Here is a 12,010-nt window from a genome sequence, read left to right as displayed (position 1 = left end):
GTCAGGCCTTGTAGTGCGCCGCCTTGCTGCCGCGCTCGCGGTACGGCGTGGTGTCGTAATGCGCCCGGTAGCATTTGGAGAAATGCGACGGCGAGGCAAAGCCGCAGGCCAGCGCCACGTTAATCACGCTCATGTCGGTCTGCATCAGGAGGTTGCGCGCCTTCTGCAGCCGCAGCTCCATGTAATAGCGCTTGGGCGAGCGGTTCAGGTAGCGGCGGAACAGCCGCTCCAGCTGACGGGTCGACATGCCGACATCCTGCGCCAGCACCGACGGGCTGATCGGTTCTTCGATATTGGCTTCCATCATCTGGATCACCATCGACAGCTTGGGGTGGCGCACGCCGATGCGGGTCGGGATCGACAGCCGCTGGGTGTCCTGGTCGGTGCGGATCGAGGAATAGATCAGCTGATCGGCCACCGCATTGGCCAGTTCCTCGCCGTGGTCATTGGCGATCAGTTTCAGCATCAGGTCGATCGACGATGTGCCGCCTGCGGTGGAAACCCGGTTGCCGTCGATCACGAACACCGATTTGGTCAGATCGACCTCGTCGAATTCCTCGGCAAAGCTGTCGGCGTTTTCCCAATGGATGGTGGCCCGTTTGCCGTCTAGCAATCCGGCCTTGGCCATGGTGTAAGACGCGGTGCACAGCCCGCCCACGGTCAGACCCTTGCGCGCCTCGCGGCGCAGCCAGGCCAGCAGCTTCTTGGTGGTGGCCTCCTGCACGTCGATACCGGAGCACAGCATCACCACGTCGTCGCGGCGCAGCTCGATCAGATCGTCGTCCAGATGAAAAGTGGTTCCGGCGGAACAGGTTACATTCTCGCCGCCTTCGCCCACCAGGGTCCAGGAATACATATCCTCGCCATACATTCGGTTGGCGATCCGCAGGCACTCGACAGCCGATGCAAAGGACAGCATCGTAAATTTGTCGAGCAGCACAAACACGAACCTCTTCGGCTGGCCGGCTTCTGTTCCAGAATCAGCAGGCTTGCGTGACGTCTGCATGGCGGGGGTCCTTCAAGAAACAAGTCGGGCCGCGGGAGCACGCTCCGCGGCAGGTCGGAAAACCGTGTTCACAGGATGGACGCCGGGTCAAGTAGGCGCAATTCTAAACTGGCCTCCAAGGAGCGGATTTTGTATAGAGCACCCTACAAATTCTAAAGTCCTCTGATGCGGAGAAAAAGTCATGAGCGAATGGCAAAAATCGGACTGGCGCAGCAAGCCGCGGGTTCAGATGCCGGACTACACCGATGCGGCAGCGCTGAACGCTGTCGAGGCTCAGCTTTCCAAGTATCCTCCGCTGGTCTTTGCCGGTGAAGCGCGCCGCCTCAAGCAGCATCTGGGCGCTGCGGGCCGCGGCGAGGCGTTTTTGCTGCAGGGCGGCGATTGCGCCGAAAGCTTTGACCAGTTCAGCGCCGATGCGATCCGCGACACCTTCAAGGTGATGCTGCAAATGGCGATGGTACTGACCTATGGCGCCAAGGTTCCGGTGGTGAAAGTGGGCCGCATGGCTGGCCAGTTTGCCAAGCCGCGCAGCGCGCCGACCGAAACCATTGATGGCGTCGAGTTGCCCAGCTACCGCGGCGACATCATCAACGAGCTTGCCTTCACGCCGGGCGCCCGCATTCCCGATCCCAGCAAGATGTTGCAGGCCTACACCCAGGCCGCGGCCACACTGAACCTGCTGCGTGCCTTCTCCACCGGCGGCTTTGCCGACATGAGCCGGGTGCACTCCTGGACCCTGGGCTTCACCGACGAGCAGGAAGTCCAGAAATACAGCGAGATTGCCACCCGCATTCAGGACACCATCGACTTTATGGGCGCCGCGGGCATCACCGCCGACACCACCCATGAGTTCTCGACCGTCGAATTCTATACCAGCCACGAAGGCCTGCTGCTGGAATATGAGGAAGCGCTGACCCGTCTGGACTCGACCTCCGGTAAATGGCTGGCCGGCTCCGGCCACATGATCTGGATCGGCGATCGCACCCGCCAGCCCGGCGGTGCCCATGTGGAATTCTGCCGTGGTGTACTGAACCCGATCGGCCTCAAGTGTGGCCCGTCCACCACCGCCGAGGACCTGAAGGTGCTGATGGCGCGCCTGAACCCGGAGAACGAAGAGGGCAAACTGACCCTGATCGCGCGCTTCGGTGCGGGTAAGGCAGGCGAGCATCTACCGCGGCTGGTCAAGGCCGTGAAGGAAGAGGGGGCCAATGTTACCTGGGTCTGCGACCCGATGCATGGCAACACCATCAAATCCTCCACCGGCTACAAGACCCGCCCCTTCGACAGCGTGCTGCGCGAGGTGCGCGACTTCTTCGGCGTCCACAAGGCGGAGGGCACGATCCCCGGCGGCGTGCACTTCGAGATGACCGGCCAGGACGTGACCGAATGCACCGGCGGCGTCCGTGCGGTGACCGAAGAGGACCTGAGCGACCGTTACCACACCGCCTGCGATCCGCGCCTGAACGCCAGCCAGTCGCTGGAACTTGCCTTCCTGGTGGCCGAGGAACTGTCCGCCCTGCGCGCCGCGCAAAAAGCCCGTCAGGCAGGCTGACACCAGTGGGGCCGCGGCTGCGCGGCCTTTCCACGGTTCTTGCAAAAGAAAAGGCGCCCCGGGGGTTCTCCCTCGGGGCGCAGTCAATTCAAGTGCTATGACCTTGTACTTGAATGATAAGATCTGTGCGGCGCGGCCTGTTAGTCGCGGCTGACCACCAGGCGCAGGTGCGGCGCGCCCTTGGGCTTGGCCGGTGCCGCCGCGGGTGTCTCTGCCGGTGCTGCGGGTCTGGCCGCGCGGCTGCGCTCCAGCAGCGCCTTGGCCTCATCCAAAATGGAGCGCTCCGGCTTGAACCGCGCCTGGGTCTCGGCAAAGCCCGGGTTTGGCTGGTTCACGTCGCGGCGCTCTTCCTTGGCTGCTGGCGTGGCGGGAGGCGTGGTATCGGGACGCGGCTTGGCCTTGAACCCGGCAGTGCCCGGGGTTTTGGAGACCGCGCGCATCTCGATCGAGGAGATCGAGAACCGCTGCGAGGTGACCGTCTCGCCCTCATCCGCCACCAGCACGCCCAGCACCCGGCTGATGTCGCCCAGATCGCTGCGCAGAGGCAGCAGCAGCATGCGGGCCTCGCGCGGGGTGCGCAGGCGCGGCGCTTCGATCTGCAGCTCCAGCTCCACAATTGCCGGAGTCTCGAACATATGCTCCATCGCCGAACTCAGCTGCTTGCGCGCCTCGGTAGTGAAGAAGGCGGTGACCGGCATACCGCGCACTTCCATGCCGGCCATGTCATTCACCATCGACCCGGCCAGGCGGAAGCGGGCGATGCCCGGTGCGATCCGCTCCAGAATGAATGTGTTGCTCAGGATATTCTCAAGCCCGCGCGGATCGATCTGCGACCGGCTCGGCACATCATCGCCGCGCCGCAGGGCCGTCCAATAGGCCTCCGCCTGGCGCAGCGGCGACAGCGGTCCGCCTTTGCGGAACCGGTTCATGGAAACAACCTTGTCCTGACTGCTGGTCTTTTCGGTACCGCTGCGGCTGCCAAAAATCATCTCATATCCCCTTAAGCCCCGGCGTGCCTTGCGTTTCTCTCAGCCAGCGGCTGCGTTAACACTTAGGGCCGGTATGGTTACCCTGAAGTTAAGATGACACAATCTAATTCAAATTTGGACTACTTCTTTAAGCAATGGTTAACGTGCAGGGGTAGCGGCGTTTTTGCGATTGCGCTTGCACCCTATACTTTCGAGACAGTAGAGCTGACCAATCACCAGCGACGAGAGGGCCTTTGCCATGACCATCCGCAGCATGACCGCCTTTGCCTCGGCGCAGGGCAGCACCGGGCAGCACAGCTGGAGTTGGGAACTCCGCTCGGTCAATGCCAAGGGGCTGGACATCCGGCTGCGGGTTCCGGACTGGCTGGACGGCCTTGAAAGCCACATCCGCTCGGTTCTGTCCAAGGCGCTGGCACGGGGCAATGTCTCGCTGACGCTGCGGCTGTCACGGACCGAAGACAGCGCCGCGCAGGTTCAGATCAACACGGCAGTCTTGCAGTCGGTCATCAAGGCCCTGGGCGAGGCGCAGTCCATCGCGCAGCAGAACCGGGTCGGCATCCGCCCGGCCTCCGCCGCCGAGGTGCTGGGCTTCAAGGGCGTGCTCGAACAGGCCGCAGTGGACGACGACCCGGCGCCGCTGGTTAAGGTGCTGAGCAAGGAACTGGAAACACTTGTGGCGGAATTCGTGCAGATGCGCGAAGCCGAAGGCGCCGCGCTTGCCGTAATCCTTAACGGCCAGCTGGAGCAGGTTGCCTCACTGACCGCCCAAGCAGGGGCACGGGCCGACGAGCGCAAAGTCAAAATGGCGGAAACCTTCAAGGCCAACCTGGCCCGGGTGCTGGACAACGCCGACGGTGCCGATCCGGACCGCGTCGCGCAGGAACTGGCGCTGATTGCCGTCAAGGCAGACGTGACCGAGGAACTGGACCGCCTCGGCGCCCATGTCGAAGCCGCACGCGACCTGCTGGTCAAGGGCGGCGCCGTGGGCCGCAGGCTCGACTTCCTGATGCAGGAATTTAACCGCGAGGCCAACACGCTTTGTTCAAAAGCGCAGCACAGCGCCTTGACGGCGGTGGGGCTTGAGCTGAAAACCGTGATCGACCAAATGCGCGAGCAGGTGCAGAACATAGAATAAGAAAAGGAGTTCCCAGATGGCGGACCGCCGCGGCCTTTTGATCATCCTCTCATCGCCTTCGGGCGCAGGCAAATCCACACTGGCCCGCCGCCTGATGGCCTGGGACCCGGGGCTCAAATTCTCGGTCTCCGCGACCACCCGCGCCCCGCGCCCGGGCGAGGAGCATGGCCGCGAGTACTTCTTCATGTCCGAGGACGAGTTCCGCCAGAAAGTGGCTGAGGGCGGCATGTTGGAGCACGCCCACGTGTTCGGCAACTTCTACGGCTCACCCGCCGGTCCGGTGAAGGACACCATCGAGGCCGGCCAGGACGTGCTGTTCGACGTCGACTGGCAGGGCGAAATCCAGATCCGCAACTCCGACCTGGGCAAGCACGCGCTGTCGATCTTCATCCTGCCGCCCTCCATTCCGGAGCTGCGCCGCCGCCTGGAAACCCGGGCTCAGGACAGCGACGAGGTGATCGCCAAACGGATGCAGAAAAGCTGGGATGAGATCAGCCACTGGGGCTATTACGATTACGTGCTGGTCAATGACGACCTGGACCAGACCGAGGCCAAGCTGAAAACCATCGTCGAAGCTGAACGGATGCGCCGGATCCAGCAGCCCAAGCTGCAAGAGCATGTGCGCGCCCTGCAAACCCAATTCGAGGAACAGTCATGACCCTTTACGCCCTTGGAGACCACCAGCCGCAAATCGACGAGGACACCTGGGTCGCCCCCGATGCCAATCTGATCGGCAAGGTGGTGATGGAGGCAGGGTCGTCGGTCTGGTTCGGCGTCACCATCCGCGCCGACCACGAGGAGATCCGCATTTGCGAAGGCACCAATGTGCAGGAAAACGTGGTGATGCACATTGATGCGGGCTACCCGCTGACCATCGGCAAGAACTGCACCATCGGCCACAAGGCGATGCTTCACGGCTGTATTATCGGCGAAAACACCCTGGTCGGCATGGGCGCCACCATCCTGAACGGTGCAAAGATCGGCAAGAACTGCCTGATCGGTGCCGGTGCCCTGATCACCGAGAACAAGGAAATCCCCGATAACTCGCTGGTCATGGGCAGCCCCGGCAAGGTCGTGCGGGAGGTGGATGCCGCGCTGGCAGAGAAGCTCACCCAAAGCGCATTGCATTATCAGGACAACATGCGCCGCTTCCGGGCTGAACTGAAACCGCTGTAACCAGCATCCGAGCCCCGGTTTTTGCGCTGGCTGAACGCGGGTGCCACACGGCGTTTACAAAGCAGCGCTAGGCAGGCCGGACACTCAACGACGGGGATCTGATGACGACGGAGCTGATTGACGGATTTCTGGCGGCCATCCCGCTGCCCGCTGTGCTGGTGGACCAGACCGAGCGGTTCATCGCGGTGAATACCGAAGCGGCCACGCTTCTGGGGCAAGGGGTGAAGGGGCGCCATTTCGCCACCATCCTGCGCCAGCCCAGCGTCGCCACCGCCATCGAGGGCTGCCTGCGCGACCGCAACCCGCGCGTGGCCCGCCATCTCGCCAATGACGGGGCGCAGGACACCACCTTTGCTGTCACGCTGCGCTACGTGCCCGGCATCGGCGCCGTCGGCGGCGGCGCGGTGCTGGCCTGTTTCGACGATGTGACTGAACGCGAGCAAGCCGGCCAGATGCGGCGCGATTTCGTCGGTAACGTCAGCCACGAGCTGCGCACGCCGCTGACCGCGCTGATCGGTTTTATCGAAACCCTGCGCGGCCCGGCCCGCGAGGATGCGCGGGCCCGCGACCGTTTCCTGACGATCATGGAGGGCGAGGCGAGCCGGATGAACCGCCTGGTAGGCGACCTCCTGTCCTTGAACCGGGTGGAAAGCGAAGAACGGGTGCGGCCCAAGCAGAAGGTCGATCTGACCGGCCATCTGGCCTCCACTCTCAGGACGCTGCAGCCGGTGGCGGAGGCCCGCGGCGTCCAGATGAAACTTGAGGCGCCCGAGGAGGCCGTGTCAGTCACCGGCGATCCGGACCAGCTGCAGCAGGTCTTCACCAATCTGGTGGAAAACGCGGTGAAATACGGCGGTGACGAGGTCCGGGTGGTGCTGAGCCATACTGATCGCGACCCATCCGTGCGTGCCCCGGCCGCCCGCGTGCAGGTGATCGACAACGGGCCGGGAATCGACCCCGTCCACCTGCCGCGCCTGACCGAACGGTTTTACCGCGCCGACAGCCACCGCTCCCGCGAGATGGGCGGCACCGGGCTGGGGCTGGCAATTGTAAAACATATCATCAACCGCCACCGCGGACGCCTGCGGGTGGAAAGCGAATTGGGGCAGGGCTCTGTTTTCACGGTGATCCTGCCGGAATGACCAGGCGCCGCATATAACGCTGCACACAAACCGCCGCCGGCAATTCCCGGCGGCGCTTTGCCGATTTATGACACATTTTTTTCCGTCCAAACGGCGGTTGTCATGAAGCTGTTACACTGGTGTCACAAAAGCCTCATCAGCGGCCTCTAGGTGATGCGCCAAGATCATCGAGGGGTGATCGAACATTGAAAACTCATGGAGACAAAAATGTCCTTTGTGAAACTGACCGCTTCCGCCCTGGCAATTTCCGCCGTTTCTGCCACTGCAGCAGCCGCGCGCGACCAGGTGCAGGTTGCCGGTTCGTCGACCGTTCTGCCCTATGCCTCTATCGTGGCTGAGGCCTTTGGCGAGAACTTCGACTTCCCGACCCCGGTTGTGGAATCCGGCGGCTCCTCCGCGGGCCTCAAGCGGTTCTGCGAAGGCGTGGGCGAAAACACCATCGACGTCGCCAACGCCTCGCGCAAGATCAAGGACAAGGAAGTCGCCGCCTGTGCCGAAAACGGCGTGACCGACATCATCGAAGTCCGCATCGGCTATGACGGCATCGTGTTTGCCTCCGACATCAACGCCAACGCTTTTGAGTTCACCCCGTCCGACTGGTTCCTGGCGCTGTCCGACAAGATCCTGGTTGACGGCCAGCTGGCCGACAACCCGAACCAGACCTGGGCCGACGTGAACGCCGATTTCCCGGCCGTCGACATCCAGGCCTTTGTTCCGGGCACCAAGCACGGCACCCGCGAAGTGTTCGAAGATAAGGTGATCCTGGCAGGCTGCGAGGAAACCGGCGCCTTTGAAGCCTTCAAGGAAGCCAATGGCGGCGACAAAAAAGCAGCCGAGAAAGCCTGTATCGCCCTGCGCACCGACGGCAAGTCGGTCGACATCGACGGCGACTACACCGAGACCCTGGCCCGCATCGAAAGCAACAAGGACGGCATCGGCGTCTTTGGCCTGGCGTTCTATGAGAACAACACCGACAAGCTGCAGGTTGCCACCATGTCCGGTGTTGTGCCCTCGACCGAGAGCATCGCAACCGGCGAATACCCGGTCTCCCGCCCGCTGTTCTTCTACGTGAAGAAAGCCCACATCGGCGTGATCCCCGGCCTCAAGGAATATGCTGAGTTCTTCGTCGCTGACGAAGTCGCAGGCGAAGACGGCCCGCTGGCCGAATACGGCCTGGTGGCAGACCCGGAACTGGCCGAGACCCAGGAAACCGTCGCCAACGAAGCCGTCATGGGCGGCAACTCCTAAGGCTTTGTCCTGACGTAAGATTTGCCGGGGTGGACTTTTCTGCCCCGGCGCTGTTTTTCCCGGTCCCCGACGCTGTTTCCCTTTCCGTCACCGCCTAACGGAGCCCTCCATGCCCACTTTCTGGCTCGTTGTTCTCCTGCTTGCGCTGTCCGCAGCGGGTTTTTACTGGGGGCGCAGCCGCGCGCTCCAATCCGCCGGGGGCGATGCAAGAGAACTGCATTCGCTGCCGTCCTATTACGGCTACCATGTTGCACTGGCATCCTTTGTGCCTGCCATCGCTGTGCTGGCCATCTGGCTGCTGGCCCAGCCGCTGGTCATTGAGAACCGTGTCTCGGGCATGATCCCGCCTGAGGCGGTTCCGGAAAGCTCCACCCTCGGCTTGGTGATGAGCGACGTGCGCCGGGTTGCCGAAGGGCTGGATCTCGCGGTGGAGCAGGAACTGCTGACCCGCCGTCAGGCCCGCGATGCCTCCAGCAGCGGGCAGGACCTGCGCGCCCTGATGGGCGAAGTCGGAGTTGCCCTAGGTGCCGATGTGCGGCCCGAGGTTCTGAATGCGGCTCAGGCCTACCGCAACCTGTCGCATACCGGCAAAACCGCAATGACCGTGGTCGTCGCGCTGCTGGCGCTTGGCGGCTTTGCTTGGGCCCACAGCCGTACTCACAAGGATTTCCGCGCCCGCAACGTGGTGGAGCGCGGTGTCCTTGCGCTGCTGATCCTGGCTGCCTCGCTGGCAATCCTGACAACGGTCGGCATCGTCCTGTCGATGCTGTTCGAGACCAAGAACTTCTTTGGCCTGCACAGCTGGACCGACTTCTTCTTTGGTTCCACCTGGGCGCCCAACTTCCGCGGCGACAGCGACCTGTCGATCCTGCCGCTGTTGTGGGGCACGCTATATATCTCCTTCATCGCGCTGCTGGTGGCGGTGCCGGTGGGCCTCTTTGCCGCCATCTACCTGTCGGAATACGCCAGCGGCACCGTGCGCGCCTTTGCCAAGCCGCTGCTGGAGATCCTGGCGGGCATCCCGACCATCGTTTACGGCCTGTTCGCGCTGCTGACCGTGGGGCCGGCGCTGGCCAATCTGTTCGCCAAGGGCGGGCTGCTGGGCGTCGAATGGATGGCCGGTGCCACCTCGGTTTTGACCGCGGGACTGGTGATGGGCATCATGCTGATCCCCTTCGTTTCCTCGCTGTCCGATGACATCATCAACGCGGTGCCGCAGGCGATGCGCGATGGCTCGCTGGGCCTGGGCGCCACCAAATCTGAGACCGTGCGCCAGGTGGTGATGCCGGCGGCATTGCCGGGCATTGTCGGCGCGGTGCTACTGGCCGCGTCCCGCGCCATTGGCGAAACGATGATCGTGGTGATGGGGGCAGGGGCGATTGCCAAGTTCTCGGCCAACCCGCTGGAATCGATGACCACAATCACCACCCGCATCGTCAGCCAGCTGACCGGGGACACCGACTTTGCCAGCCCCGAAACCCTCGTTGCCTTTGCCCTGGGCCTGACCCTGTTTGTCCTGACCCTCGGCCTGAACGTCCTGGCGCTCTACATCGTGCGCAAATACCGGGAGCAGTACGAATAATGACTGACCTCAGCCAATCCCCCGCAGGCGCCGCGCCCCGCAAACATGGCGGCTCGCTGCTGGAGCAGACCCCGCGCACCAGAAAACGTAACGCAGCCGAAGCACGGTTCCGCGGCTATGGCATCGCCGCCATTACCGCGGGCCTGATCATGCTGCTGATCCTGGTGACCACCATTGTCAGCAAGGGCACCGGCGCCTTCCAGCAAACCTTTGTGACGCTTCAGGTGGAACTGCTGGAAAGCAAGCTCGACAAGAAGGGTGAGCGCAACATCGAGGACATCAAGAAGGTCACCACCTTCGGCTATGCCCCGATCATCAAGGGCGCGATGGAGTCCGCGGTCGAAGAGCTGGGCATTGAGACCAGCCTGAAGGCCAAGGAACTGGCGGGCGTGCTGTCCAAGGACGTCGCCGCGCAGCTGCGTGATTTTGTTATCGCCAACCCGGACCAGATCGGCCAGACGGTGGAGTTCCGCTTCCTCGCCTCAGGCCGGGTCGACGGCTACATGAAGGGCCGCGTCAGTCGCGACAGCATCGTCAACGACAAGAACATCTCGGCCGAACAGCTTGATCTGGTTGATGCTTTGGCTGCAGCCGGAGTGCTTGAAAAGACCTTCAACCTCGACTTCATCACCGGCGCCGACGCCTCCGACGCCCGCCCCGAAGCCGCCGGCATCGGCGTCTCCATGCTAGGCTCGCTGTTCATGATGTTTGTGGTGCTGGCGCTCGCGCTTCCGATTGGCGTCGCCGCCTCGATCTATCTTGAGGAATTTGCGCCGCAGAACTGGCTCACTGACATGATCGAGGTGAACATCTCCAACCTCGCCGCGGTGCCGTCGATTGTGTTCGGCATCCTGGGTCTTGCGGTGTTTATCAACTACATGCACCTGCCGACCTCGGCGCCGCTGGTGGGCGGACTGGTGCTCACGCTGATGACCCTGCCGACCATCATCATCTCCACCCGTGCCTCGCTGAAATCGGTGCCGCCGTCGATCCGCGACGCCGCCCTCGGTGTCGGCGCCTCCAAGATGCAGGCGGTGTTCCACCACGTGCTGCCGCTGGCCGCGCCCGGCATCCTGACCGGCACCATCATCGGCCTGGCGCAGGCGCTTGGTGAAACCGCGCCACTGCTGCTCATCGGCATGGTCGGCTTCATCGCCTCCAACGCGCCGGAAACCCTGGCCGACGGCCTGCTGGCCCCGAACTCCGCGATGCCCGCGCAGATCTATGAGTGGGCCAAACGCGCCGACCCGGCGTTCTATGAACGCGCCTGGGGCGGCATCATCATCCTTCTCATCTTCCTGGTGACCATGAACACGCTTGCCGTGATCCTGCGACGCCGCTTTGAACGCCGCTGGTAAGGGGGCATAGTGCAATGAACGACATGACCTTGATGGATAACACCGTGGACACACAACAAATCAAAATCGCCGCCAAGGATGTGAACGTCTACTACGGCGACTCCCACGCGATCAAAGACGTGAACGTCGAGATCGAGGACAAGACCGTCACTGCCTTCATCGGCCCGTCGGGCTGCGGCAAGTCGACCTTCCTGCGCTGCCTCAACCGGATGAACGACACTATTGATATCTGCCGCGTCAAGGGCGACATCCTGCTGGATGGTGAGGACATCTATGACAAGCGCGTCGACCCTGTGCAGCTGCGCGCCAAGGTCGGCATGGTTTTTCAGAAGCCAAACCCGTTCCCCAAGTCGATCTATGACAACGTGGCCTACGGTCCGCGCATCCACGGCCTGGCCAAGAACAAGGCGGAACTGGATGAAATCGTTGAGAAGTCCCTGCGCCGCGGCGCGATCTGGGACGAGGTGAAGGACCGGCTGGACGCCCCCGGCACCGGCCTTTCCGGCGGCCAGCAGCAGCGCCTGTGCATCGCCCGCGCCGTCGCGACAGAGCCCGAAGTGCTGCTGATGGACGAACCCTGTTCAGCGCTTGACCCGATCGCCACTGCGCAGGTCGAGGAACTGATTGACGAACTGCGCAGCCAGTATTCCGTGGTGATCGTCACGCACTCGATGCAGCAGGCCGCCCGGGTCAGCCAGAAAACCGCCTTCTTCCACCTTGGGAACCTGGTGGAATTCGGCCCCACCGGCCAGATTTTCACCAACCCGGAAGATCCGCGCACCGAAAGCTACATCACCGGCCGGATCGGCTGATCTATAGGAA

The 12,010-nt window shown here is 63.0% G+C and carries 11 protein-coding genes; 9 read left to right on the top strand and 2 right to left on the bottom strand.

Going from position 1 to position 12,010, the window contains the following annotated elements:
* Nucleotide 1 precedes the first annotated feature (1 nt).
* Nucleotides 2-1,006 (bottom strand): GlxA family transcriptional regulator, encoded by a 1,005-nt coding sequence (locus ACXAED_RS18315; RefSeq protein WP_475052129.1) that lies wholly within the window; start codon nucleotides 1,004-1,006, stop codon nucleotides 2-4.
* 181 nt (nucleotides 1,007-1,187) lie between these two features.
* Here ACXAED_RS18315 and ACXAED_RS18310 point away from each other — a divergent pair, with 181 nt between their 5' ends.
* The gene (locus ACXAED_RS18310; RefSeq protein WP_475052127.1) at nucleotides 1,188-2,558 is read left to right on the top strand and encodes a class II 3-deoxy-7-phosphoheptulonate synthase; all 1,371 of its coding nucleotides are present in this window, start codon (nucleotides 1,188-1,190) and stop codon (nucleotides 2,556-2,558) included.
* Nucleotides 2,559-2,698: 140 nt separating this feature from the next.
* On the opposite strand, the gene ACXAED_RS18305 is transcribed toward ACXAED_RS18310, so the two are convergent.
* Nucleotides 2,699-3,547: a PAS domain-containing protein gene (locus ACXAED_RS18305; RefSeq protein WP_475052125.1), complete on the bottom strand. Its 849-nt coding sequence runs from the start codon at nucleotides 3,545-3,547 to the stop codon at nucleotides 2,699-2,701.
* Between the two features lie 238 nt (nucleotides 3,548-3,785).
* Between ACXAED_RS18305 and ACXAED_RS18300 the strand changes: the two genes are divergently transcribed.
* The 8 genes from ACXAED_RS18300 to pstB all read left to right on the top strand — a co-directional run bounded on the left by ACXAED_RS18300 (nucleotide 3,786) and on the right by pstB (nucleotide 12,000).
* On the top strand, nucleotides 3,786-4,682 hold the full coding sequence (locus tag ACXAED_RS18300; RefSeq protein ID WP_475052122.1) for a YicC/YloC family endoribonuclease: 897 nt from the start codon (nucleotides 3,786-3,788) through the stop codon (nucleotides 4,680-4,682).
* A gap of 16 nt (nucleotides 4,683-4,698) precedes the next feature.
* Nucleotides 4,699-5,340, top strand: a complete 642-nt coding sequence (gene gmk, locus ACXAED_RS18295) for a guanylate kinase (RefSeq protein ID WP_475052119.1) — start codon at nucleotides 4,699-4,701, stop codon at nucleotides 5,338-5,340.
* Nucleotides 5,337-5,858 (top strand): gamma carbonic anhydrase family protein, encoded by a 522-nt coding sequence (locus ACXAED_RS18290; protein WP_475052117.1) that lies wholly within the window; start codon nucleotides 5,337-5,339, stop codon nucleotides 5,856-5,858. The genes gmk and ACXAED_RS18290 overlap by 4 nt, the downstream gene beginning before the upstream one ends.
* A 101-nt stretch (nucleotides 5,859-5,959) precedes the next feature.
* Nucleotides 5,960-7,000 (top strand): sensor histidine kinase, encoded by a 1,041-nt coding sequence (locus tag ACXAED_RS18285; RefSeq protein ID WP_475052115.1) that lies wholly within the window; start codon nucleotides 5,960-5,962, stop codon nucleotides 6,998-7,000.
* Between the two features lie 207 nt (nucleotides 7,001-7,207).
* Entirely contained in the window at nucleotides 7,208-8,248 is a 1,041-nt protein-coding gene (locus tag ACXAED_RS18280) for a substrate-binding domain-containing protein (protein ID WP_475052112.1), read from the top strand.
* A gap of 109 nt (nucleotides 8,249-8,357) precedes the next feature.
* Complete coding sequence (gene pstC, locus ACXAED_RS18275; protein WP_475052110.1) at nucleotides 8,358-9,830, top strand: phosphate ABC transporter permease subunit PstC; 1,473 nt, start codon at nucleotides 8,358-8,360, stop codon at nucleotides 9,828-9,830.
* Nucleotides 9,830-11,188, top strand: coding sequence for a phosphate ABC transporter permease PstA (pstA, locus tag ACXAED_RS18270; RefSeq protein ID WP_475052107.1), 1,359 nt, complete (start codon nucleotides 9,830-9,832; stop codon nucleotides 11,186-11,188). The genes pstC and pstA overlap by 1 nt, the downstream gene beginning before the upstream one ends.
* 14 nt (nucleotides 11,189-11,202) lie before the next feature.
* Complete coding sequence (gene pstB, locus ACXAED_RS18265) at nucleotides 11,203-12,000, top strand: phosphate ABC transporter ATP-binding protein PstB (protein WP_475052105.1); 798 nt, start codon at nucleotides 11,203-11,205, stop codon at nucleotides 11,998-12,000.
* Nucleotides 12,001-12,010 lie beyond the last annotated feature (10 nt).

Source organism: Leisingera sp. ABM4_103, from assembly GCF_056158685.1.
Note: the sequence above shows the minus strand (reverse complement) of the source record. Positions and strands in the feature narration are given on the sequence as shown.

Excerpts from the sequence above, each read along its gene's own strand:
- ACXAED_RS18290 (WP_475052117.1), top strand. The coding sequence starts at position 5,337 with ATGACCCTTTACGCCCTTGGAGACCACCAGCCGCAAATCGACGAGGAC.
- pstC (WP_475052110.1), top strand. The coding sequence starts at position 8,358 with ATGCCCACTTTCTGGCTCGTTGTTCTCCTGCTTGCGCTGTCCGCAGCG.
- ACXAED_RS18305 (WP_475052125.1), bottom strand. The coding sequence starts at position 3,547 with ATGATTTTTGGCAGCCGCAGCGGTACCGAAAAGACCAGCAGTCAGGAC.
- ACXAED_RS18310 (WP_475052127.1), top strand. The coding sequence starts at position 1,188 with ATGAGCGAATGGCAAAAATCGGACTGGCGCAGCAAGCCGCGGGTTCAG.
- ACXAED_RS18300 (WP_475052122.1), top strand. The coding sequence starts at position 3,786 with ATGACCATCCGCAGCATGACCGCCTTTGCCTCGGCGCAGGGCAGCACC.
- pstB (WP_475052105.1), top strand. The coding sequence starts at position 11,203 with ATGAACGACATGACCTTGATGGATAACACCGTGGACACACAACAAATC.
- ACXAED_RS18315 (WP_475052129.1), bottom strand. The coding sequence starts at position 1,006 with ATGCAGACGTCACGCAAGCCTGCTGATTCTGGAACAGAAGCCGGCCAG.
- pstA (WP_475052107.1), top strand. The coding sequence starts at position 9,830 with ATGACTGACCTCAGCCAATCCCCCGCAGGCGCCGCGCCCCGCAAACAT.
- gmk (WP_475052119.1), top strand. The coding sequence starts at position 4,699 with ATGGCGGACCGCCGCGGCCTTTTGATCATCCTCTCATCGCCTTCGGGC.
- ACXAED_RS18280 (WP_475052112.1), top strand. The coding sequence starts at position 7,208 with ATGTCCTTTGTGAAACTGACCGCTTCCGCCCTGGCAATTTCCGCCGTT.
- ACXAED_RS18285 (WP_475052115.1), top strand. The coding sequence starts at position 5,960 with ATGACGACGGAGCTGATTGACGGATTTCTGGCGGCCATCCCGCTGCCC.